Below are 20,770 nucleotides of genomic sequence, written 5' to 3'. Positions count from 1 at the left end.
GGCCGGGAGTCACCCGTGCCAACTCCGTGCAAACGATCAGCTGCTGCCGGCGGAACCCAGCGTCAGCCGGATGGTCCGCTCCTTTCCGCCCCTTTGGACGCTCAGCACCAGTGTGTCGCCGGGCCGGTGGCTGCGGATCTTGACGATCAGCTCCTCGCCGCTGTGCACCGGCGCACCGTCCACCCTGGTGATCACGTCGCCGGCCCTGATCCCGGCCTTGGCTCCGGGGCCGGCCGGGGTGACCGGCGCCTTTCCATCCTTGCTCCGGTCGCTGACCCGAGCACCGTCCCCGGCGTACTCCATCTCCAGCGTCACGCCGATCACCGGGTGTGTCGCCCGGCCGGTGTTGATCAGCTCCTCGGCGACCCGCTTGGCCTGGTTGATCGGTATGGCGAAGCCCAGGCCGATGCTGCCGCCCTGGCCGCCGCCGTCCGGCCCGCTGCCGCTGTCGGCCGCCCGGATGGCGCTGTTGATGCCGATCACCCGCGCCTTGGCGTCCACCAGCGGGCCGCCGGAGTTGCCCGGGTTGATCGGGGCGTCCGTCTGCAGCGCGTCGACGTAGGACACATCGCTGCCGTCGCCCTTCTGGCCGCCCGCGGTGATCGGGCGCTGCTTGGCGCTGATGATGCCGGAGGTGACGGTGTTGGCGAGGTCGAACGGGGCGCCGATCGCCACGACCGGGTCGCCTACCCGCACCGAGTCGGAGTTGCCGAGGGTCAGCGGACGCAGCCCGGTAACGCCTTCCACCTGGACGACGGCGAGGTCATAGCCGCCGTCCTGCCCGACGACCTTGGCCTTGGCCGTCTGGCCGCCGCTGAACGTCACCGATATCTCGCCACCCGTCCCGGCCGGCTCGACGACGTGGTTGTTGGTGAGGATGTGCCCCTCGTGGTCGAGGACGAAGCCGGTGCCGGTGCCCTGTTCGGCGTTGCCCCGGACGTGCAGGGTGACCACCCCCGGCAGCGCCCGCTGCGCGATCCCGGCAACGCTGTCGGGGTTGCGGACCCCGTCGTCGTTCGCGGCCTGCGGGAGCTTGATGTCGTTGATGCCGCCGTACCGCTCGATGTACGCGCCGATGACGCCGCCCACACCCCCCGCGAGCAGGGCGAGCGCGACCGCACCGATCACCAGCGGTGCGCGCTTGCCGCGCCGGCTGCGCGGTGGCGGGGGTGCGGTGGGGCCGCCGTGCTGGGGGGCGCTCCAGGGGTCGTACTGCTGCCAGGCACCGGTAACCGCGAGGACGGGGACGGGAACGGGGACGGGAGCGGGAACGGGAACGGGAGCCGGTCCGTGGCCGCCCGGCAGGGCCGCCCGGCTCCCGGCGGGGCGGGGTCCGCCGTCGCCCGGGTGCGGGACGAAGACGGTGGTGTCGGGGGCGCCGGGAGCCGCGGGCGGAGCGGGTAGGGGCTCCTGGCCGCCGGCCTGCGGGGCCGGGGGCTTCTGCAGGGAGGGGCGGTCGTCGCCGGCGGGGAGGGGCGGTTGCGGGGCGGCCTGCGCGGCGTCGGCCGGCGGCTGCGGGGCGGGGGCGCCGGGTGCCGCGGGCGGCTGCGCGCCGGGCGCGGTCGGCGGCTGCGACGGCGGCGGGGCCGGGTAGGACGTGCCCGGCATCGGGGCCTGCGCGGGCATCGCGTACGGCGGGAGCCTGGTGCCCTGCGCCGGGGTCGCCATCGGGCGCTGTACGGGCGGCGCGGGCGCCCACGGCCCGGGACCGCCGTAGGGAGGAGTGCCGTAGGGGTCCTCGGCGTGCAGCGGCCGGGGCCGCTCCGGCGCGCCGGCGGGCTCGGCCGTGGCCGTCGCGGTCCCGCTGCCCGGCGCTTCGGCCCGTGGCCCGGCCGCCGCCTCGTCCCGTGCGCCGATGGGCACCTGGCCGAGCGTCACGGTCGAGGGCACGGGCCGGTCGCGGCCCGCCGTATCGGCGCCCGATATGCCACTTGGGTCTCCGGCAGGATCCGCGGCCTTCGCCAACTCCTCGGCGGCCGCGGCCGGTTCGGCCGGTCCGGCGGCTGCCGCCGCTTCGGCCGGTTCCGTGGCGTCCGATGGCGCGGACGCCACGCCCGCACCGGCACCGCCCGCCCCCTCCGGTGGCCGGACGGTCCAGTCCTCGTCACCCGAGGCCCCCGAGCCCCCCGCGGCCGCCCCGGCCGAGCGGTCGGCGGGAGGCACCGGTGCCTGCGGAGCGGCCTCGGCGGGCGGTTGCGTCACCGGACGTCCCGGGCGGCTCCACCACTTCAGCTTCGGCCCGGCGGCCTTACCGTCGTCCATGCTCTCCCCATATTTCGCCCACGTCTCGCGCGGGCCACCGCCACCTCGCGGCCCGCGCCCCGGACAGGGGTGCGCCGCCCAAACAGGAATTCAACCAGTTCCGTGCGGGGCTGCGCAGTGGGCGGTCAGTGCCGGTCGGGAGTTGCGCCCGGTGCGGAGGGGCCGGCCGGGGCGGCGGAGCCGATCAGCGGGCGCTTGGGCTCCAGCGGCGGGAGCGGGGGCAAGGCGCGGGCGGGCGCCTTGCCGGGCTCGTCGGCCACCGGGGAGAGGTGGTACGGCGAAGCCGGGCCGGTCGCGGCTATCAGGGGCGACAGGCCGAACCGTCCGCTCGGGTTCATGGCCGCCGGGGAGTGCGGCGAGAACGCCGCGCCGGGGGCGTAGAGACTCATCGCGCTGGGGGCCGGGGCCACCGTGGGAACGCCGCTGCGCGGGCCGGTGCCGCTCCGGGAGTCCCTGGTCGCGAGGAGCTCGCCGGTACGGGCCTGCGCACCGCTGCCGGACGCCGGGGTGGCGCTGAGCGGCGTAACGGCCGTGCCGCCGCCGTCGGCGCGGCCGCCGGGCACATCGACAGCCGCCTCCAGCGGAAGGGCACCGCCGAGCGCGAAGGCCGCCAGCGAGACCGCACCGGCCGCCGCGAAGGCGAACCGGCGCCGCTGCGGAGCGGGCCGCTCGGCCTCATGCACCCGGAAGCCGCGCTGCCGCGGCTGCGCGGCAAGACCCGCCATCGCACGGTCGGCCCGACGGCCATGCCCGTCGCCGGGAACGTAGCCGAAGGAGCCGCCGCCCCTGGCGAAGTCGCCGCGTCCGAGGCCGCCGGCCCCGAGCCGGCTGCCGGGTCCGCCCGGATCGCCGCCGGGCAGCCCCTGAAGGCGCGCCAGCAGCCCCGCGGAGGGACCGGGGGGTGCCGTCTCGGCGAAAACGGTCTTCAGCCGACGCTGGGCGTCGGCCTCCGCCTTGCATTTTCCGCACGTCGCAAGATGCGCGAGCACCCGCTCGCGCGCGTCATGCCCCAACTCGCCGTCGACCAGGGCCGCGAGGCGGTCGCCGAGATGCTGCTCGGCGGGGGACGGACCGCCACTGAGGCTCACGCGATCCCGACCTCCCCGGTGGAGACCACGGCCAGCGACCGCTGCTGCTTGCGCTCTTCGGCGCGCGCCGCCGGGGAGCGGTGCTTGAGCGCCTTGCGCAGGTGGGAGCGGCCGCGGTGGATCCGGCTGCGGACCGTGCCGAGCTTGACGCCCAGGGTCGCGGCGATCTCCTCGTAGGAGAGGCCTTCGATGTCGCACAGGACGACGGCGGCCCGGAATTCGGGGGCAAGGGTGTCCAGCGCGTGCTGCACATCGGCGTCGAAGTGGGTGTCGTCGAAATGCTGCTGCGGCGCCGGCTCGCGGCTGGGCAGCTTTTCGGCGGCGTCGTCACCGAGCGCGTCGAAGCGGATGCGCTGGCGGCGGCGGACCATGTCCAGGAAGAGGTTGGTGGTGATGCGGTGCAGCCAGCCCTCGAAGGTGCCGGGGGTGTACGTCGACAGCGAGCGGAAGACGCGGACGAACACCTCCTGGGTGAGGTCCTCGGCGTCGTGCTGATTGCCGGTGAGGCGGTAGGCGAGGCGGTAGACCCGTGCACTGTGGGTGCTGACGATCTCCTCCCAGCTGGGCGGAGTCCACGCCTGCGCATCCGCGTCCTCGGCGAAGGTCGCGGTGGTTGCGGAGTTGGTGGTGCGGAGACGGTCAGCGGTGTTTGTCACGGATTTCGGCTCGGCGAACGACCTTTTCAAGCGCCTCAGCACTCCTCGGTCACCCGCCGCAGCCGCACCTCCCCTGGTGGCTCTGGTGGTGTCCAGTAGAGCCCCTACCATATCCACCTCGCCCGTTAGCTCCGGATAAGCAGTTTTGACCTGCATTTGGTCCTGCTTCCGGTCGTGTCCCGTGTCCCGCGCCGTCTTCACCGGTGCATCCCCCCTGCTTTTCCCCCTGCCCTTTGATAACGCCCGGTCCCATCTGCGGGTTCCCGCACACAGCGGATACAGTCACGGTTGCGTCAACTACGGGGACAGGAGAGGGCCATTACCGGCAACCGGCAGACGAACTTGGCATTCGCCGAGGCGTACGGCGCCGGAACCATCGACGACTCCACCGAGGCCGCCCTGAGCTGGTGCCGGCAGCGGGCGCGGGAGGCCGGTATCCGTACGGTGACCACCGGCACCGGCGCGGCCCTGCGGATGCTCGCGGCCACCGCGGACGCCAAGGCGGTCGCCGAGATCGGCACCGGCACGGGCGTGTCGGGCATCTATCTCCTGCACGGCATGCGGCCCGACGGCGTGCTCACCACCGTCGACCTCGAACCGGAGCGGCAGACCTTCGCCAAGCAGGCATTCCGCGAGGCGGGCTTCGCCGGCAACCGCGCCCGCTTCATCCCCGGCCGTGCCCTGGACGTGCTGCCCCGTCTCGCGGACGGCGGATACGACCTCGTCTTCTGCGACGGGGACCTGATGGAGTACCTGGAATACCTCGCTGAATCGTTGCGTCTCCTGCGCCCCGGCGGCCTGGTGTGCTTCGAGGGCGTCTTCGCCGAGGGCCGTACGGTCGACTCCGCGGTGCAGCCCGCCGAGGTGCTGCGGCTGCGCGAACTGCTGCGCGCGATACGCGAGAGCACCGCGCTGGTGCCGTCCCTGCTGCCGGTGGGCGACGGCCTGCTCTGCGCGGTCAAGCGCGGCTGATCCGCGCTCAACGGGCCCGCCGTCCCCGCCTACGAAACGGTCCCGGCAGGCGGCGCGCAGTGTTGTGCGCGCCGCCTGCCGGGACCGGGGTACTCGGCTGGGCGTACCGGGGTCAGCCCCCGGGAAACCGCAGCGGTTGTTCCGCCCTCGTCAGACGGTGACCTTGTCCAGAGCCTCACCCAGGGCCTTGGCCTCGTCGGGGGTCAGCTCGACGACGAGTCGCCCGCCGCCTTCGAGCGGAACGCGCATGACGATGCCCCGCCCCTCCTTGGTCACCTCGAGCGGGCCGTCGCCCGTCCGCGGCTTCATGGCCGCCATGCTCGTTCCCCTTCCTGAAACCAGCTCATCTCAGCCGACGGCCCGGATAGGCGCGTGTCACCGGCATCGAACACATTGCTTCCAGGCCATTATCCCGCATCGAACGACCCGATGACCAACATCGGGGAGCATCGCTTGTGCAACGCGCTCTACCAAAACCACTCAATTCGGGGAGGGGCCTGCGATACTGCGCCACCCGCCGACCTCCGACGCGCCCCAGTTGTTTGATGTACGTCACATGTCGGCGGCGGATGATCTCCGGCATTCTGAGCGCTGACTGCCACTGCCGGGCAGTCCGAGCCGCGACGGAGGGGAACCCCTTATGGCCGACACCGTGCTCTACGACGTGACCGACGGACTCGCGACGATCACCCTCAACCGCCCCGACGCGATGAACGCGATGAACACCGAGACGAAGGTCCTGCTGCGGGACACCCTTCAGGAGGCCGCCGCCGACCAGGCCGTACGGGCCGTACTGCTGACCGCCACCGGACGCGCCTTCTGCGTCGGGCAGGACCTCAAGGAACACATCGGGCTGCTGGCCCAGGACCGGGCGAACGGCTCGGGCGGCACCATGAACACCGTGCGCGAGCACTACAACCCCATCGTGACGGCGCTGACCGAGATGCCCAAGCCGGTGGTCGCGGGCGTCAACGGCGTCGCGGCGGGCGCGGGCGCGGGCTTTGCGCTGGCCGCCGACTACCGGGTCGTCGCCGACTCGGCGTCCTTCAACACCTCCTTCGCGGGCGTCGCGCTGACCGCCGACTCCGGGATGTCCTGGACGCTGCCCCGGCTGATCGGCCATGGCCGGGCCGCCGATCTGCTGCTCTTCCCGCGCAGCGTCGCTGCCCAGGAGGCGTACGAGCTGGGGATCGCCAACAAGGTCGTCCCGGCGGCCGAGCTGGCGACACAGGCCACGGCCGTCGCCCGCCGGCTCGCCCAGGGCCCGACCGCCGCGTATGCCGCGATCAAGGAGTCGCTGGCCTACGGGGCCGGGCACTCGCTCGCCGACACGCTCGGCAAGGAGGACGAGCTGCAGGTCCGGGCCGGGGCGTCCCAGGATCACCACATCGCGGTCGAGGCGTTCGTGAAGAAGGAGAAGCCGGTCTTCCTGGGGCGCTGACCGGCGCCCCGGCACGACCCCCGGGCCGCGCCGTTCACCCGGCCGCCGCCTCCACCTTCTCCCGGACATGGCAGTCCGCCAGATGGTCGTTGACCAGGCCGCACGCCTGCATCATGGCGTACGCGGTCGTCGGGCCGACGAAGCGGAAGCCGCGCTTCTTGAGGTCCTTGGCGAGCGCCGTCGACTCCGGGGTCACCGGCTGCAGATCGCCGAGGGCGTGCGGCACCGGGCGGCCGGCCCGGTCGGGGGCGTAGGACCAGATGAGGGCGTCGAGCTCGCCCGGGGCCAGCTCGGCGGCGATCTTGGCGTTGTTGATCGTCGCGGCGATCTTGAGGCGGTTGCGGATGATGCCGGGGTCGACGAGCAGCCGCGCGGCGTCCGCGTCGGTGAACCGCGCCACCTCCGGGATCCTGAAGCCGGCGAACGCGGCCCGGAACCCGGGGCGGCGGCGCAGGATCGTGATCCAGGACAGCCCGGACTGGAACGCCTCCAGGCTCATCCGCTCGAAGAGCGCGTCGTCGCCGTGGACCGGCAGGCCCCACTCGGTGTCGTGGTACTCGCGGTAGTCGGCCATCTGCTCCGACTCCATCCCCCACGGACAGCGCGGGATGCCGTCGGGAGCCGTCACCACTGCGCTCATGCCTGGCCCTCGCCTTCCTCGTCGTCAGAGTCCGCGGGCATGCCCGGAGCCTCGGCGCCGGGCCGCGTGTCCTTGGCGGAGCCGGTCCGCGTGTCCCGTATCAGCCCGGGTCCGCCCATCGCCGCGGCATGCGCCCCGGCCAGCGCCGCCTCCAGCTCGGCGATCCGCGCGTCGCGCTCGGCGAGCTCGGCGCCGAGGCGGTCCAGGGCGTCGTCGACGTCGTCCATGCGGTAGCCGCGGACGCTCACCGGGAAGCGGACGGCCTCCACATCGGCGCGGGCGAGCGGGCGGTCCGCGGGCAGCGGGTCGTGCAGCCGGTCCGGCTCGGCGTCCTGCAGTCCGCCGCCTCCGCCGCCGTCGCCGCCCACGACGACGAGGGTGACCGCGGCCACCACGACCACCATCGCGATCAGCAAGAACCAGAACACGACCAACTCCCCGGACTATGTGCCTGCACTGATCGTGCCATGCGGGTCTGACAGCTAGGGTCGCTCACGGACCACGGAGAGGGAGTCAGGGAATGCTGCGGCTGGGAAAACGCGAGTTCGGCGCGCATGAGCCGGTGATCATGGCCATCGTCAACAGGACCCCGGATTCCTTCTACGACCAGGGGGCCACGTTCGGCGACGAGCCGGCGCTGGCCCGTGTCGAGCAGGCGGTGGCGGACGGCGCCGCGATCATCGACATCGGCGGCGTGAAGGCCGGTCCCGGCGAGGACGTGAGCGCCGAGGAGGAGGCCCGCCGCACGGTCGGGTTCGTGGCGGAGGTGCGCAAACGCTTCCCCGATGTGGTGATCAGCGTCGACACCTGGCGGCACGAGGTCGCCGAGGCGGTCTGCGAGGCCGGCGCGGATCTGCTCAACGACGCCTGGGGCGGCGTCGACCCCCGGCTGGCGGAGGTCGCGGCGCACCACGACGTCGGTCTGGTGTGCACCCACGCGGGCGGCGCCGAGCCGCGTACCCGGCCGCACCGGGTGACGTACGACGACGTGATGGCCGACATTCTGCGGGTGACGCTCGGACTGGCCGAGCGGGCCCTGGAGCTGGGCGTACGGCGCGACGGGATCCTGATCGATCCCGGGCACGACTTCGGGAAGAACACCCGGCACAGCCTGGAGGCGACCCGCCGGCTGGGCGAGATGGCGGAGACCGGCTGGCCGGTGCTGGTCTCGCTGTCCAACAAGGACTTCGTGGGCGAGACCCTCGACAAGCCGGTCAAGGAGCGGGTGCTGGGCACGTTGGCGACCACGGCCGTATCGGCCTGGCTGGGCGCCCAGGTCTACCGGGTCCACGAGGTCGCCGAGACCCGGCAGGTGCTGGACATGGTGGCCTCGATCGCGGGCCACCGGCCACCGGCTGTGGCCCGCCGGGGACTTGCCTGACGGGCGCCCGGGGGCCGTTGGGGGTGCCCCCGCGGAGCCCTAAGGGGTGGGCGAACACATCCCGTAGGGGATGCGAGCGCCCCCTGCGGGGCCTCAACGCGGCGGAGCCTGGGCGGTATTCCCGAGGTGCACCACATGACCGACGAGACGCCGCCAGGCCCCCGGCCGAGCCCCGGGCCGGGAGCTCGACCCGGGCCGCGGCCCGGAGTCCGGCCCGCAGCCCGGCATGGATCCAGGCCCGGAGACCGGCCCCGAGGCCGGACCGGATCCCGGCCCGGAGCCAGGGTCAGACCCCGCCCGGGCCCGGCCCGGACCCCGCGGCGTAGCCAGGCCCGCGGCCCGGCCTAGATTCCCGCCTCCTTGGTCACCAGCGCGATCGCCTCGTCCACGTCGTCACTGACGTGGAAGAGCTCCAGGTCGTGTGCGGAGGCCTTGCCCTGGGCGATGAGGGTGCCGCGCAGCCAGTCGATCAGGCCGCTCCAGTAGGCCGAGCCGAAGAGCACGATCGGGAAGCGGGTGACCTTGCGGGTCTGGACGAGGGTGAGCGCCTCGAAGAGCTCGTCGAGGGTGCCCAGCCCGCCGGGGAGGACGACGAACCCCCGTGCGTACTTCACAAAGCACGTTTTCCGGACGAAGAAGTAGCGGAAGTCGACGCCGAGGTTCACGTACTCGTTCATGCCCTGCTCGAAGGGCAGCTCGATCCCGAGGCCGACGGAGACCCCGCCCGCTTCGGTGGCGCCCTTGTTGGCCGCCTCCATGGCGCCCGGCCCGCCGCCGGTGATCACCGCGAACCCGGCGTTCACCAGGGCCGCGCCGATGCGCACCGCGGCGTCGTACTCCGCGGAGTCCCGGGGCGTACGGGCGGAGCCGAAGACGCTGACGGCCGGGCCCAGCTCGGCCAGTGCGCCGAAGCCCTCCACGAACTCCGACTGGATGCGCATCACGCGCCAGGGGTCGGTGTGCACCCACTCGGAGGGGCCTTCGGAGTCCAGCAGACGCTGGTCCGTCGTGCCGGCCTGCACCTGGTCGTGACGGCGCAGTACGGGACCCAGCCGCTGCTCCTCGGGGATCGGTGCTCCCTCGGGGTTGGCCATGACGTGCTCCCTCCGCTGACAGATCGTTGCCGCTTCAGCGTAGATCCACGGACGTGACACGGAAGGGAATTCCGCCCGTATACGGGCGGACGGAGGGCGGACGGAGGGCGGTCGGCGGGCGGCGGGCGGACGGAGAGGGGACGGCGGGCCGTCGGCGGGCGCTCCCGCGAGCGCGGCGGTCAGGCCGTCAGCCAGGCGCGCAGCCGCTCCTCGCAGTGCAGGATCCGGTCGACCTCGACCCGTTCGTCCTTCTTGTGCGCGAGCAGGGAGTAGCCGGGCCCGTAATTGACGGCCGGGACGCCGAGCGCGCTGAAGCGGGAGACGTCGGTCCAGCCGAACTTGGGCATCGCGGTGCCGCCGACGGCCTCCATGAAGGCCTTGGCCGCCGGGTGGGACAGGCCCGGCAGCGCGCCCGGGGAGTGGTCGTCGATGATGAACTCGTCCACCGGGCAGTCCGCGAAGACCTCCCGGACGTGGGCGATCGCCTCGTCGGGGGTGCGGTCGGGGGCGTAGCGGAAGTTGACGGTGACGGTGCAGGCGTCGGGGATGACGTTGTTGGCGACGCCGCCCTCGATGCGGACGGCGTTGAGGCCCTCGCGGTATTCGAGGCCGTCGATCACCGGGCGGCGCGGTTCGTAGGCGGCGAGCTTCGCCAGGATCGGGGCGGCGGCGTGGACGGCGTTGGCGCCCATCCAGCTGCGCGCGGAGTGCGCCCGCTCCCCGGTGGTGCGCAGCAGGACCCGCAGGGTGCCCTGGCAGCCGCCCTCCACCTGGCCGTCGGAGGGCTCCAGGAGGACGGCGAAGTCACCGGCGAGCCAGTCGGGGTGGGCGTCGGCGACGTGGCCGAGGCCGTTGAGGTGGGCGGCGACCTCTTCCTGGTCGTAGAAGACGAAGGTCAGGTCGCGGTTGGGCGCGGGGACGGTGGCGGCCATCCGCAGCTGGACGGCGACTCCGGACTTCATGTCGCAGGTGCCGCAGCCCCACAGGACGCCGTTCTCGTCCAGCCGGGAGGGGACGTTGTCGGCGATCGGCACCGTGTCGAGGTGTCCGGCGAGCACCACCCGCTCGTCACGGCCCAGGTGGGTGCGGGCCACGACGTTGTTGCCGTACCGGTCGACGGTCAGGTGCGGCAGCGCGCGCAGGGCCTGCTCCACGGCGTCGGCGAGGTCCTTCTCGTCGCCGCTGACGGACGGGAAGTCGACGAGCTGCGCGGTGAGCTCGGCGGCGTCGAGCGACAGGTCGAGGGCGGGGTGGTGTACGGAGCGCTCCATGGGTCCGACCCTATCGGCAGCACTCCAGTACGGTGGGCCCGTGTCAGCCCAGCCCACAGCCCCCGCCTCCCGCAAGCGCTTCTGGCGTATCGCCGCGGCCATCGCCGTACTGATCGGGCTGGCCGTCTATCTGGTCGTGCAGTACGTCACCGGCGGCCCCGGTGCGCCGCACTGCCTGGTGCGGGCCGAGGGCGACGACAAGCCGTACGAGCTGACCCCCGAGCAGGCCGCGAACGCCGCGACGATCTCGGCGGTGGCGTCCTCGCGGGGGCTGCCGGAGCGGGCGGTGACGATCGCGCTGGCGACCGCGATGCAGGAGTCGGGGCTGCGCAACATCGACTTCGGCGACCGGGATTCGGTCGGTCTCTTCCAGCAGCGGCCGTCCCAGGACTGGGGCACGGTCAAGCAGATCATGGATCCGGTCTATTCGGCCGGGGAGTTCTACACGCATCTGGCGAAGGTGCCCGGCTACTCCCGGCTGCCGCTGACCGCCGCCGCGCAGAAGGTGCAGCGCAGCGGCTATCCGCAGGCGTATGCGAAGCACGAGGCGAACGCGGCGCGGCTGACGGGTGCGCTGACCGGCCGCGACCCCGCGGCGATGGTGTGCAGCCAGAGCCGCCCGGTGGACGGGAAGACGGGCGGCGTCGCGCCGGTGCGGGAGAAGCTGGTGCGGGAGTTCGGGCCGGAGGTGCTGCCGCGTACGGACGGTGCCGGCGGGCGTGCGGCGGCCGGTGAGCGCAGCGTGACGGTGCCGGTGCAGCGGGGCGGGGCGGGCGCCGGGGGCGACCGCGCGCGGCGTGGCTGGGAGCTGGCGACCTGGGCGATGGCGCACTCCGCGGAGCTGCGTATCGAACAGATCTCTTACGCCGGCCGAACGTGGTCGGCGGCCGATGCGGGGAAGGGCTGGCAGAAGAAGCGGGCCGCCTCCGGGCCGGGCACCGGGGACGTTCGTATCATCACCGCGCAATAGTCCGCCGGGTCCCCCGAAAGGGGCACCCGGCAGCAATTCCCTTTTACGGCACGTGAGTTGCCCGGCCGCACGTCGCACCTTCCGCCAATTCCCTTGCGCCGAAAGGGCTGTGACGTTTCCGCACGCCCGCGCTCGGTGCGCATATTGCCCACCTTTATCCAGGGCCGATTATGTGACGCGTTACCAACTCTTTACCGGAGTTCACCGCAACTTTCGGGGGTCTGACGCGGTAGTCAGTGCGTCCGCCCGGCGGACATGGCACATCTGTCAGAAGTTACGAGTCCCTCTCCGTAAAAGGAGCACCATGTCCCTCCCCGTTACGCGTCGGATCGCCCGAGCCGCCCTGCTCGTTGCCGCAGGTGCCGCTCCCGTGGTTGCGGCGGCCGGTTCCGCCGGTGCCGCAACCCTGCCCAAGGCGCCCGACGTCGGCGGACTGAGCTCGCTGGACAACGCCGCCGAGGCGGGCGTCGGCCTGGTCAACGCGGTCGGCAAGCAGGCCGCGACGAACCTGACCAAGGCCGCCGGCCCCGCCTCGAAGGCCGCGCCGATCGCCAAGGCCAGCGCCGAGAAGGCGAAGGGCCTGGTCGGCGGGGCCGCCAAGAAGGGCGTGTCCACGAACGCGCTGCCCGTTGACGCGGCCCAGGGTGCGGTCGGCGGGGCCCCCGCCCTGCTCGGCGGCCTGCTCGGCGGCCTGCCGATCACCGTCGGCAACTGACCTTCCGCGCCACGCGCCGGGGCCCGGGGAGTTCGTCTCCCCGGGCCCCGGCGCGTTCGCGTCACCGGCCGTGGGTCACTCCGCCAGGCGGCGCACCGCGGCGTCCACCCGCTCGTCGGTGGCGGTGAAGGCGATCCGTACGAACCGCTCGCCCGCGGCGCCGTAGAACTCGCCGGGGGCCACCAGGATGCCGCGCTTGGCGAGATCGCCGACGGTGTCCCAGCAGGGCTCGTCGCGGGTCGCCCAGAGGTAGAGCGAGGCCTCGCTGTGCTCGATGCGGAAGCCGGCCGCCTCGAAGGCGGTGCGCAGGGCGCCGCGGCGGCGGGCGTAGCGCTCGCGCTGCTCGGCGACATGGGCGGTGTCGCCGAGGGCGGCGACGGTGGCGGCCTGGACGGGCGCCGCGACCATCATGCCGCCGTGCTTGCGGATCTGCAGCAGCTCGCCGAGGACGGCGGCGTCACCGGCCAGGAAGGCGGCGCGGTAGCCGGCCAGGTTGGAGCGCTTGGACAGCGAGTGGACGGCGACGAGGCCGGCCACGGAGCCGCCGCAGACGTCCGGGTGCAGTACGGAGACCGGGTCGGCCTCCCAGCCCAGTTCGAGGTAGCACTCGTCGCTGAAGACCAGCACGCCGTGCTCACGGGCCCAGGCGACGGTGCGGCGCAGCTCGTCGGCGGTCAGGACCCGGCCGGTGGGGTTGGAGGGCGAGTTGAGCCAGAGCAGCTTCAGGCCGCTGGGGTCCAGCTCCCAGGGCTCGTCGTAGACGACCGGCTCGGCGCCGGCCAGGCGGGCGCCGACCTCGTAGGTGGGGTAGGCCAGGCGCGGGTAGGCCACCTTGTCGCCGGCGCCCAGGCCCAGCTGGGTCGGCAGCCAGGCCACCAGTTCCTTGGAGCCGACGATCGGCAGCACGTTGGTGTGCTCCAGGCCGCGGGCGCCCAGGCGGTCGGCGGCCCAGCCGGTGAGCGCGTCGCGCAGCGCGGCCGTGCCCCACACCGTCGGATAGCCGGGGCTGTTCGCCGCGTCGGTCAGGGCCTGCTGGATCACCGCGGGCACGGGGTCGACCGGGGTGCCGACGGAGAGGTCGACGATGCCGTCGGCGTGTGCGGCGGCGGTGGTCTTGTACGGCTCCAGCCGGTCCCAGGGAAAGACGGGGAGACGGGTTGAGACGGTGCCCACGATCGGTGACTCGCTTTCTCGTACGGGGTGACGCGGGGCGGCGGCGCAAATGCCTCGGCCCCGTACGGCAACGAGGCCGTACGGGACCGGGCGGCGCCGTGCGACCGCTGGCCACCTCAGAGGCGGAAGGGAGCGGGCGGGCTCCCTTCCGGTCCTGTGGGGTGTTACTGGTTCTGCGGCGGCAGCTCTGCGATGAAGGGGTGGTCACGCTCGATCAGGCCGAGCTTGCTGGCGCCACCGGGCGAACCGAGCTCGTCGAAGAACTCGACGTTCGCCTTGTAGTAGTCCTTCCACTCTTCCGGAGTGTCGTCCTCGTAGAAGATCGCCTCTACCGGGCAGACCGGCTCACACGCACCACAGTCGACACATTCGTCCGGGTGGATGTACAGAGACCGGGAGCCCTCGTAGATGCAGTCGACGGGGCACTCCTCGATGCATGCCTTGTCCTTGACGTCGACACAAGGCTGCGCGATGACGTAGGTCACGCTGTCGTTCCTCCTCGGTAGGGCCGGCGGACCGATTGGCAGTACCGCCGCTGGGCGCGCGGGAGCGCGGCGTCGTCGATGCCCGCCACCTAGTATCTCCGTTCCCGGGCACGAGACGAACAAGAGGGGCGGGAAGAGCGATGGAATTCATGGGCGGCGGTCGCGCGGAAGTCCGGATCACCCTTGCTGACGTGGGGAAAAGGGTATCTGTTCGACGCCTGACCGGGGGCGGGCCGGGAGAAGCCGCGTTCACGGATGTGGTCGGTGTTCTCACATCCTGGGACGAGGGTGTGCTGAGCATCACACGACGCACCGGCGAGACCGTCCGGATCGATGAGACCTCGCTGGTCGCAGCCAAGACCGTCCCCGCACAGCCGGCCCGCAGAAGGGGCCCCGCGGCCGATACCCGCGAGCTCCAGGAGATCGCGGCGCGCGGCTGGCCGGCCATTGAGACGGAACGTCTCGGGGAATGGACGCTACGAGCCTCCGGAGGCTTCACCCGGCGGGCCAATTCCGTACTGCCCCTCGGGGACCCGGGCATGGCGCTGGACGCGGCGCTGGAGCGGATCACGCGGTGGTACGGCGAGCGCGGGCTGCCCCCGGTCATCGTCGTCGCCACCGGGCGGGCGGACACCGAGGAGGAGCTGGCGGCCCATCTGGCGGAGCGGGGCTGGACGGCCGAGCGGCACACCGTGGTCCGGACCGCCGCGCTGGCACCGCTCGCCGATACGCAGGCCGACATTCCCCCTGGCTCCGCCGGCGGTGCCCCCACGCGGGTCGCCCTGGCCCGGGAGCCGGACGCGGCGTGGCTCGGGATGTACAACCGGACCGGCGCGGACACGACGGCCGCGCCGCAGGACACCGCGGACGCGCTGAAGGTGCTGACCGGCGGCCCCTCGGTGTGGTTCGCGACGGTGCCGGGAGCGGACGGGAGGACCGCGGCGATCGGCCGGGTGGTGATCGACGGCCGGTGGGCGGGCTTCGCCGCCATAGAGGTGGACCCGGCGCAGCGGCGCCAGGGGCTGGCCACGCTGGTGATGGCGGCGCTCGCCGAGCGGGCCCTGCAGGAGGGCGCCTCTGCCGCGTATCTGCAGGTCGAGGCGGACAACGACAAGGCCCGCGCGCTCTACGACCGGCTCGGGTTCACCGACCACCACGGCTATCACTACCGGCGGGCCCTGCCCGGCGCCGAGAGCTGAGCGGGTATCCCACAGCCATGGCCAAGGAATCCGAGCCGGAGGCGGACGGCGCGCGGGCCGCGCGGCGGCGGCAGTTCGCCGAGGCGGCCCGCGCGCACAAGCCCGACCTCGCCCTGTTGTGCCTGCTGATCGCCGCGGAGGCCGATCCGGAGCTGGGCGAGGCGGGCATCGACGAGGCCCAGATCGAGCTGGACCGGCTGGCCGGGCTGCTTCCCTACGCCCCGACCGGAGGTCCCGGCGCCTGGGCCCGTAATCTCGCCGAGCTGCTCGGCACCCGGTGCGGCTTCGGCGGCTCACCCGCCGACTACCGGCGGCTGGAGTCGTCGCTGCTGCACGCGGTGCTGCGGCGGCGCCGCGGCCTGCCGATCCTGCTGTCCGTGGTGTGGACGGAGGTCGCCCGGCGGGCCGGGGCCCCGGTGTACGGGGTGGCGCTGCCGGGCCATTTCGTCGTCGGCTTCGGCGATCCTTACGGCGCGCATGTGCTGGTGGACCCGTTCGCGGGCGGGCGGCTGCTCGGTGCGGCGGATGCCGCGCTGCTGGTACGGGGCGCCACCGGCGACGAGCTGACCGAGCAGATGCTCACGCCCGCCGATCCCCTGGAGATCGTGCTGCGGATCCTCAACAACATCCGGGCCTGGGCGCAGGCCCGCCCCGAGCACAGCACCGTGCAGCTGTGGGCACTGGAACTGTCGCTGCTGCTGCCCAGCCATCCGGCGCGGCTGCGCCACGAACGGGCCCAGCTGCTCGTCCAGCGCGGGCAGTTCACGGCGGGGGCGGATGAGCTGGAGGAGTACGCGCGGGTCGTGGAGGCGGTCGAGCCTGCCGCCGCGACCGCGATCCGGCGGCAGGCCGCGGCGGCCCGCGCCATGCTGAACTGACGATCCGCGCCCTGACCCGCTGACGGCCAGGGGGTGCTCAGCCGACCGCCCGGGGTGGGCTCGGTCGCGGCTGATTCCTGAGCTTCGCGGGTAGGCATCGGCCTGGGGCGCCGGCTACCCGTAGGGGCGGCCCCTAGGGAGAGCCGAGGCCCCAGGCCGATGCATACCCGGGTGGGCCTATGCGGACCCGGCGCTACGGCGGACGATCAGTGCCGTCGCATCGTCCTTGAGATCGCCCTCGGTGAAGTGCTCCAGGTCGGCGCGGAGGGTGCGGGCCACTTCGGCGGGCGGCAGATGGGTCCAGGCGGCCAGCCGCTCGCGCAGGGGGTAGAAGTCACCGTCCGCGCCGCGCGCCTCGGTCACTCCGTCCGTGCACAGCACGACCCAGTCGTCGGGCTCGGGGCGGACCCGGACGCTGTGGCGCCGCTCGCCGGTCAGCGTGCCCAGGCCCAGCGGCAGCCCGCCCTCGCCGTCGCTGCGCTCGTACACCGTGCCGCGACGCACCAGGTAGTACGGGATGTGGCCGCAGGAGAGCACCCGGCCCTCGTACGGCCGGCGTACCTCCATCAGCAGCGCCGTCACAAAGCGCTCGTCGGTGCCCTGCTCGGCCGAGCGGGTGTTGTAGCGGGTCAGCGCCTGTTCCATCCGCTCGGCGATCGACTCCAGCGAGTCCTGGTACTGGGCGGCCTCCCGGAACGAGGCCAGCACCTCCAGGCCCGCGCCGATGGCCGGCATGCCCTTGCCCTGCACATCGCCGATCATCAGCCGCAGCCCGTGCGGGGTCTCGACGGCCTCGAAGATGTCGCCGCCGACCCGGGCGCCCTCCTGGGAGGAGACATAGAAGCCGTACGCCTCGACGGGCCCGGCGCGCAGCGGCAGTTCGCGCAGCACGGCCCGCTGCACCGTGTCGGCGACCAGGCTCGTACGGGCGTGCAGCGCCTCGCGCTCCAGCCGGGTACGGCACAGCACCAGCGCGAAGACGGCCGCCAGGGCCGCGCCGAAGACCCCGACGACCCGGCTGGCCGGGGCCCAGTCGGGCACCGTCAGGATGTCGACGTACGTCAGGCACGCGACGTAGACGGCCGCCACGACCAGCGTCCAGCGGTAGGAGCAGCGCAGCGCGGCCACCAGCGGGGCGATCCCCATGAAGGCGGAGATGTGCAGCTCCGGGCCGGTCGTCGCGTCCACCACCACGACGATCACGATGGCGAGGATCAGCAGAACGGCGGCGCGGCCGCCGCTGTCCGGCGGGCGGGTGGCAGGCATAACAGTTCCAGCCTGCGGGACGCGGGGGCCGGGCGCACAGGGACGAAGGTCCTCAAGGCTCCGGGCGCACCGGGACGAAGGTCCTGGGGGCGCCGGGCCGCTACAGCCAGCCCTTGTCGCGGGCCGTGCGGACCGCCGCGGCACGGTTGCGGGCTCCGGTCTTCTGGATGGCGAGGGAGAGGTAGTTGCGGACCGTGCCCTGGGAAAGGTGCAGCGCGGCGGCGATCTCGGCGTTGGTGGAGGCGTCGGCCAGCCGGAGCACCTCGCGCTCGCGTTCGGTCAGCGGGCTGGCGCCGTCGGCGAGCGCGGCCGCCGCAAGGACCGGGTCGATGACCCGGTCGCCGCGCAGTACGCGCCGTACGGCGTCCGCGAGCTGGGCCGCCGGGGCGTCCTTGACCAGGAAGGCGTCGGCGCCCGACTCCATGGCGCGGCGCAGATAGCCGGGGCGGCCGAAGGTGGTGAGGATGACGATCTTCACGCCGGGGAACTCGTCCCGCAGGCGGGCGGCCGCATCGAGGCCGCTGATGCCGGGCATCTCGATGTCGAGCAGGGCGACGTCCACGGCGTGGGCGCGGGCCGCCGGGAGCACTTCGTCGCCGCGCGCCGCCTGGGCGACGACCTCCAGATCGGGCTCGAGGGACAGCAGCGCTGCCAGCGCTTCCCGGACCATCGACTGGTCCTCGGCGAGGAGAAGTCGCACACAGGTCACGGGGCGCTCGCCATCCGGGTCGGTCATGCGCCCAGAGTAGTCAGCGGGGCGGGTCGCCCGGACGTTGACGCCGGGGAGAGCCGTCACGGTGAATCCGGCCGTCAGAGAGAGTGAATACGGGGACGGGCCGTCGTTCAAGCTTGGCGGACCGGGGCTTGCCCGATAGCAAGACTGCGGCTTACCAACCGCTAGGGGCAGGACCACAACCGTGAAGAAATTGGGACGCACCAACACCTTGATCGCAGGCGCCTGCGGGGTGCTATTGGCCATGGGCGGGGCGTCGCCCGCCCTGGCGTGGGGCGGGTACGACGACTGGGGGGGTTCGGGGAACGGCGATACCTGGATCGAGATGAACTCCATTCTGGTGTGCAAGCACCGGGCCAGGATCTGCATCAATGGGCCGCTGAACAGCGGAAACCTCAGGAATTCGCAGAACGTCGGCGTGTCCGGCACCGTGAGCAACAGCGGCAGCCCGACGTACACCTCCGGAAACTCCGACTCCGGCAACACCGGCAACGGGAACGAGACGGACAGCGAGAACAACACGCAGAAGGTCCGCTGAGGCACCCCGCGCGGCTGACTCCGCGCTGATCCGACTCCGCGTCGGCCCCTTTGGCCCCGGCACATTCCGGGGCCAGAGGTTTTTTGTCTCCCGGGGTGTGGTGGCACGCAAAAGCGATCGCCCGGCGGTTTCGCCGGGCGATCGCGGAGTGTCTCACGAGGAGGCGCTATCCGGGTCCGAGTCTGCGGTCCGTATCCGTATTCCTGTCCGTATTCCTGGCTCTGTACCTGTACCTGTCCCGGTACCTGTCAGTGCGGGAAGCCTCCAAGCAGCCGCTGAATATTGTTTGCGCTGTCCGCTTGGTTCCCCGAGGCGGAGTTACCGCTATTGGTGGAGCCGTTTTTGCTGGAGAGGTTTCCGCTGTTGTTCGGGTTCCCGCGGTTGAGGAAGTTCCCGCTGTGCCAGCTGTTGCCGCTGTGCACCGGCCCGTTGACGCACGGGTGCGGCGAATGGTTCTTCGGCGATTTGTAATTGAAGTCGGCCAGCCGGTTGTCACACACGACACCGGAAATCATGCTGGTCAGGGTCCCGACGTCGGCACCCACCGCGGCCTCGAGCAGAGACGGCTCGGGGGTCAGGGCCCTGGCAGTCCCGGCTCCGAGCAGCATCATGCCGCACGCCCCGACGACACTTCCGGCCTGCACAAGCTTTCTCACGGCGCTCCTAGCCTTCGTCCTAGTGGATGTCGGACATATCGTCCTGCCGTTGTCCCCGCGCCACGCCGCCGAACCGCAGAAACTCAAACCCTCGTCGACCAGATTCAGTCGGGTGGCCCAACGGTTCCGGCGGCCGTCGCCGCTGCGTCGCCGCCGGGCGGGGCGGAACTGCCCAGGGGGACGTGGGCGCGCAGGACGAAACCGCGGCCCTTGGGGGCGGGGCCGGTCTCCAGGCGGCCGTCGGCCAGCGCGAGGCGTTCGCGCAGGCCGCCGAGGCCGTTTCCCTCGTGCAGGGCGCGGGGCGGCCCCGCGCCGTCGTCGAGCACCGTCAGGCACAGGTAGCGGCGCTCATCGGCCTCCCACTCCTCGGTGAGCAGCAGCTCGCAGTGGCGGGCGCCGCTGTGCCGTACGACGTTGGTGGCGGCCTCGCGCAGCGCCCAGGCCAGCGCGCCCTCCGCATCGCGCGCGAGCCCCTGGTGCTCGCCCTCCAGGGCCGGGTCGACGGTGGCCTCGACGCCGGCCGTGCGGAGCGCGGCGCACACCCCGGCCAGCTCGACGGCGAGCCGGGGCCGGCGGTAGCCGGTGACCGCTTCCCGGACGTCGACCAGCGCCTGCCGGCTGACCCGCTCGATGTCGGCGACCTGCTGGGCGGCCTCCTCGGGGGCGGCGGGCAGCATCCGGCCGGCCAGCTCGCTCTTGAGGGTGATCAGCGAGAGGGAGTGGCCGAGCAGGTCGTGCAGGTCGCGGGCCAGCCTCAGCCGCTCTTCGTTGGCGGCGAGCCGGGCGACCTCCTCACGGGCGGAGCGCAGCTCCTGGGTCGTACGGATCAGATACTGCACCCCGATCATGCTGTAGCCGCTGCCCACGGTCGGCAGGACGTAGGCGAAGAGGTAGTAGCCGCGGATCTCCGGAAAGTGCCACCCGACGGCGAGCAGCACCGCGGTGATCAGCGGGATGCTCCAGCGGGACAGGCGCCAGGGCAGGACCACGGCGGAGGCCACGGAAGTGAAGATGAACAGCACCAGCCAGGCGTAGCCCAGCGTCCAGGAGAGCGTGGTGGACAGCGCCAGCATCAGGCCCAGCGCGGTGTACATCAGCGTGGGGTTCAGGACCCGGCACATGTGCCGGAAGACCACCAGGAAGTAGGCGAGGACGAAGAGCGTGAGGCCCAGGCCGCCCCAGATGCGCTCGGCGGTGGACACCTGGGGGTCGAGCAGCCGGCCCACCGGACCGGCCAGATACAGCAGCCAGATCCCGATCCACATGAGCTTGCTGAGCGCCTGACGGCGGGTGCGCGGCTGCTGCCCGATCATCGCCGGGCCGCCGTCCCGGGTGTCGCTCTTCGTCTCCAC

The 20,770-nt window shown here is 72.6% G+C and carries 22 protein-coding genes; 8 read left to right on the top strand and 14 right to left on the bottom strand.

The window, feature by feature from the left end; all coding sequences use genetic code 11:
* Positions 1-36: 36 nt before the first annotated feature.
* From ACZ4S3_RS08820 to sigE, 3 genes are all read right to left on the bottom strand, one after another.
* A complete protein-coding gene (locus ACZ4S3_RS08820) occupies positions 37-1,668 on the bottom strand; it encodes a S1C family serine protease (RefSeq protein ID WP_467929687.1) in 1,632 nt (543 codons plus the stop codon).
* 719 nt (positions 1,669-2,387) lie between these two features.
* Positions 2,388-3,350, bottom strand: a complete 963-nt coding sequence (locus ACZ4S3_RS08815) for a zf-HC2 domain-containing protein (RefSeq protein ID WP_467928594.1) — start codon at positions 3,348-3,350, stop codon at positions 2,388-2,390.
* The gene (gene sigE, locus ACZ4S3_RS08810; protein WP_467929683.1) at positions 3,347-4,117 is read right to left on the bottom strand and encodes an RNA polymerase sigma factor SigE; all 771 of its coding nucleotides are present in this window, start codon (positions 4,115-4,117) and stop codon (positions 3,347-3,349) included. The genes ACZ4S3_RS08815 and sigE overlap by 4 nt, the downstream gene beginning before the upstream one ends.
* 177 nt (positions 4,118-4,294) lie before the next feature.
* Here sigE and ACZ4S3_RS08805 point away from each other — a divergent pair, with 177 nt between their 5' ends.
* On the top strand, positions 4,295-4,978 hold the full coding sequence (locus tag ACZ4S3_RS08805; protein ID WP_467928589.1) for an O-methyltransferase: 684 nt from the start codon (positions 4,295-4,297) through the stop codon (positions 4,976-4,978).
* Between the two features lie 150 nt (positions 4,979-5,128).
* Here ACZ4S3_RS08805 and ACZ4S3_RS08800 read toward each other — a convergent pair whose 3' ends face one another.
* A complete protein-coding gene (locus ACZ4S3_RS08800; protein WP_006603288.1) occupies positions 5,129-5,296 on the bottom strand; it encodes a DUF3117 domain-containing protein in 168 nt (55 codons plus the stop codon).
* A 322-nt stretch (positions 5,297-5,618) separates the two neighbouring features.
* Here ACZ4S3_RS08800 and chcB point away from each other — a divergent pair, with 322 nt between their 5' ends.
* Positions 5,619-6,419: a 2-cyclohexenylcarbonyl CoA isomerase gene (gene chcB, locus ACZ4S3_RS08795; protein ID WP_467928584.1), complete on the top strand. Its 801-nt coding sequence runs from the start codon at positions 5,619-5,621 to the stop codon at positions 6,417-6,419.
* 34 nt (positions 6,420-6,453) lie between these two features.
* Here chcB and ACZ4S3_RS08790 read toward each other — a convergent pair whose 3' ends face one another.
* Both ACZ4S3_RS08790 and ACZ4S3_RS08785 read right to left on the bottom strand, forming a co-directional pair.
* Positions 6,454-7,059 carry a DNA-3-methyladenine glycosylase I gene (locus tag ACZ4S3_RS08790; protein ID WP_467928580.1) on the bottom strand — a complete coding sequence of 202 codons (606 nt, stop codon included), beginning with the start codon at positions 7,057-7,059 and terminating at the stop codon, positions 6,454-6,456.
* Positions 7,056-7,487 carry a DivIVA domain-containing protein gene (locus ACZ4S3_RS08785; RefSeq protein WP_467928576.1) on the bottom strand — a complete coding sequence of 144 codons (432 nt, stop codon included), beginning with the start codon at positions 7,485-7,487 and terminating at the stop codon, positions 7,056-7,058. The genes ACZ4S3_RS08790 and ACZ4S3_RS08785 overlap by 4 nt, the downstream gene beginning before the upstream one ends.
* A gap of 92 nt (positions 7,488-7,579) precedes the next feature.
* Here ACZ4S3_RS08785 and folP point away from each other — a divergent pair, with 92 nt between their 5' ends.
* Positions 7,580-8,440 (top strand): dihydropteroate synthase, encoded by an 861-nt coding sequence (gene folP / locus ACZ4S3_RS08780; protein WP_467928572.1) that lies wholly within the window; start codon positions 7,580-7,582, stop codon positions 8,438-8,440.
* A gap of 344 nt (positions 8,441-8,784) precedes the next feature.
* On the opposite strand, the gene ACZ4S3_RS08775 is transcribed toward folP, so the two are convergent.
* Both ACZ4S3_RS08775 and dapE read right to left on the bottom strand, forming a co-directional pair.
* Positions 8,785-9,534 carry an LOG family protein gene (locus tag ACZ4S3_RS08775; protein WP_467928568.1) on the bottom strand — a complete coding sequence of 250 codons (750 nt, stop codon included), beginning with the start codon at positions 9,532-9,534 and terminating at the stop codon, positions 8,785-8,787.
* 179 nt (positions 9,535-9,713) lie between these two features.
* Positions 9,714-10,805, bottom strand: a complete 1,092-nt coding sequence (gene dapE / locus ACZ4S3_RS08770) for a succinyl-diaminopimelate desuccinylase (RefSeq protein ID WP_467928564.1) — start codon at positions 10,803-10,805, stop codon at positions 9,714-9,716.
* 40 nt (positions 10,806-10,845) lie between these two features.
* On the opposite strand from dapE, the gene ACZ4S3_RS08765 reads away from it, so the two are divergent.
* A complete protein-coding gene (locus ACZ4S3_RS08765; RefSeq protein WP_467928559.1) occupies positions 10,846-11,775 on the top strand; it encodes a VldE C-terminal domain-containing protein in 930 nt (309 codons plus the stop codon).
* Positions 11,776-12,079: 304 nt separating this feature from the next.
* On the top strand, positions 12,080-12,490 hold the full coding sequence (locus tag ACZ4S3_RS08760) for an ATP-binding protein (RefSeq protein WP_467928555.1): 411 nt from the start codon (positions 12,080-12,082) through the stop codon (positions 12,488-12,490).
* A 75-nt stretch (positions 12,491-12,565) separates the two neighbouring features.
* On the opposite strand, the gene dapC is transcribed toward ACZ4S3_RS08760, so the two are convergent.
* Entirely contained in the window at positions 12,566-13,663 is a 1,098-nt protein-coding gene (gene dapC, locus ACZ4S3_RS08755) for a succinyldiaminopimelate transaminase (protein WP_467928550.1), read from the bottom strand.
* Between the two features lie 164 nt (positions 13,664-13,827).
* Positions 13,828-14,148 (bottom strand): ferredoxin, encoded by a 321-nt coding sequence (gene fdxA, locus ACZ4S3_RS08750; RefSeq protein ID WP_033319951.1) that lies wholly within the window; start codon positions 14,146-14,148, stop codon positions 13,828-13,830.
* Positions 14,149-14,288: 140 nt separating this feature from the next.
* Here fdxA and ACZ4S3_RS08745 point away from each other — a divergent pair, with 140 nt between their 5' ends.
* Both ACZ4S3_RS08745 and ACZ4S3_RS08740 read left to right on the top strand, forming a co-directional pair.
* Complete coding sequence (locus ACZ4S3_RS08745; RefSeq protein ID WP_467928543.1) at positions 14,289-15,347, top strand: GNAT family N-acetyltransferase; 1,059 nt, start codon at positions 14,289-14,291, stop codon at positions 15,345-15,347.
* A gap of 17 nt (positions 15,348-15,364) precedes the next feature.
* Positions 15,365-16,225 carry a transglutaminase-like domain-containing protein gene (locus ACZ4S3_RS08740; protein WP_467928541.1) on the top strand — a complete coding sequence of 287 codons (861 nt, stop codon included), beginning with the start codon at positions 15,365-15,367 and terminating at the stop codon, positions 16,223-16,225.
* A gap of 177 nt (positions 16,226-16,402) precedes the next feature.
* On the opposite strand, the gene ACZ4S3_RS08735 is transcribed toward ACZ4S3_RS08740, so the two are convergent.
* Together ACZ4S3_RS08735 and ACZ4S3_RS08730 are read right to left on the bottom strand one after the other, a co-directional pair.
* Positions 16,403-17,491 (bottom strand): PP2C family protein-serine/threonine phosphatase, encoded by a 1,089-nt coding sequence (locus ACZ4S3_RS08735; RefSeq protein ID WP_467928539.1) that lies wholly within the window; start codon positions 17,489-17,491, stop codon positions 16,403-16,405.
* A 100-nt stretch (positions 17,492-17,591) separates the two neighbouring features.
* A complete protein-coding gene (locus ACZ4S3_RS08730) occupies positions 17,592-18,227 on the bottom strand; it encodes a response regulator (RefSeq protein ID WP_467928536.1) in 636 nt (211 codons plus the stop codon).
* 181 nt (positions 18,228-18,408) lie between these two features.
* Between ACZ4S3_RS08730 and ACZ4S3_RS08725 the strand changes: the two genes are divergently transcribed.
* Positions 18,409-18,762, top strand: a complete 354-nt coding sequence (locus tag ACZ4S3_RS08725; RefSeq protein WP_467928533.1) for a hypothetical protein — start codon at positions 18,409-18,411, stop codon at positions 18,760-18,762.
* Positions 18,763-19,010: 248 nt separating this feature from the next.
* Here ACZ4S3_RS08725 and ACZ4S3_RS08720 read toward each other — a convergent pair whose 3' ends face one another.
* Together ACZ4S3_RS08720 and ACZ4S3_RS08715 are read right to left on the bottom strand one after the other, a co-directional pair.
* Positions 19,011-19,406 (bottom strand): hypothetical protein, encoded by a 396-nt coding sequence (locus ACZ4S3_RS08720; protein ID WP_467929680.1) that lies wholly within the window; start codon positions 19,404-19,406, stop codon positions 19,011-19,013.
* A 116-nt stretch (positions 19,407-19,522) separates the two neighbouring features.
* Positions 19,523-20,770, bottom strand: a complete 1,248-nt coding sequence (locus ACZ4S3_RS08715; protein ID WP_467928529.1) for a sensor histidine kinase — start codon at positions 20,768-20,770, stop codon at positions 19,523-19,525.

Source organism: Streptomyces sp. NPDC028368, assembly GCF_055565615.1.
Note: the sequence above shows the minus strand (reverse complement) of the source record. Positions and strands in the feature narration are given on the sequence as shown.